Annotated in this window: 1 rRNA gene; it reads left to right on the top strand. The window is 55.0% G+C overall.

The features are described 5' to 3' along the window. Positions 1 to 110: 110 nt before the first annotated feature. Positions 111 to 1,366: ribosomal RNA gene (locus ACIA5G_RS53815) — 23S ribosomal RNA — on the top strand; the annotation flags it as partial.

Below are 1,366 nucleotides of genomic sequence, written 5' to 3'. Positions count from 1 at the left end.
GCACACTGTTGGGTCCTGAGGCAACACGCCTCAGGGCGTCACAGCCCTGAAACGTTGTGTGTTTCTGGTGTGGTGTTTGAGAACTGTAGAGTGGATGCGAGCATCTTTGTGGTCAAGTTGTTAAGGGCACATGGTGGATGTCTTGGCTTCAGGAGCCGATGAAGGACGTAGGAGGCTGCGATAAGCCTCGGGGAGCTGTCAACCGAGCTGTGATCCGAGGATTTCCGAATGGGGAAACCCAGCACCAGTGATGTGGTGTTACCCGCACCTGAATATATAGGGTGTGTGGAGGGAACGCGGGGAAGTGAAACATCTCAGTACCCGTAGGAAGAGAAAACAACCGTGATTCCGTGAGTAGTGGCGAGCGAAAGCGGAAGAGGCTAAACCGTTTGTATGTCAAGCTGTCAGGCGTTGTGCAGGCGGTGTTGTGGGACCCACCTTGAAGAGACTGACATTTCTTCGGAATTGACGCATGGGTTAGTGGAACGCCTTGGGATGGGCGGCCGGAGTGGGTGAGAGCCCCGTACGCGAAAACTTGTGTTGTTGTTCTTGGTGGTGTTCCCGAGTAGCAGCGAGCTCGTGGAATTTGCTGTGAATCTGCCGGGACCACCCGGTAAGCCTAAATACTTCCTGAAGACCGATAGCGGACTAGTACCGTGAGGGAAAGATGAAAAGTACCCCGGGAGGGGAGTGAAAGAGTACCTGAAACCGTGTGCCTACAAGCCGTCAGAGCTGTAATGGTGATGGCGTGCCTTTTGAAGAATGAGCCTGCGAGTTAGTGCTGCGTGGCGAGGTTAACCCGTGTGGGGTAGCCGTAGCGAAAGCGAGTCTGAATAGGGCGAATGTAGTCGCGTGGTCTAGACCCGAAGCGGAGTGATCTACCCATGGCCAGGGTGAAGCGACGGTAAGACGTCGTGGAGGCCCGAACCCACTTAGGTTGAAAACTGAGGGGATGAGCTGTGGGTAGGGGTGAAAGGCCAATCAAACTCCGTGATAGCTGGTTCTCCCCGAAATGCATTTAGGTGCAGCGTCGCATGTTTCACCACGGGGGTAGAGCTACTGGATGGTCTAGGGGCCTTACCGGGTTACCGAAATCAACCAAACTCCGAATACCGTGGTGTGAGAGTGCGGCAGTGAGACGGCGGGGGATAAGCTTCGTCGTCGAGAGGGAAACAGCCCAGAACACCAGCTAAGGCCCCTAAGTGTGTGCTCAGTGGGAAAGGATGTGGGATTGCCCAGACAACCAGGAGGTTGGCTTAGAAGCAGCCACCCTTGAAAGAGTGCGTAATAGCTCACTGGTCAAGTGGTCCTGCGCCGACAATGTAGCGGGGCTTAAGCACACCGCCGAAGCTGTGTCATTGACACA

It is taken from the genome of Amycolatopsis sp. NPDC051758 (assembly GCF_044453095.1).
Taxonomy (GTDB): Bacteria; Actinomycetota; Actinomycetes; order Mycobacteriales; family Pseudonocardiaceae; genus Amycolatopsis.
This window is presented reverse-complemented; position numbering and strand designations above follow the sequence as displayed.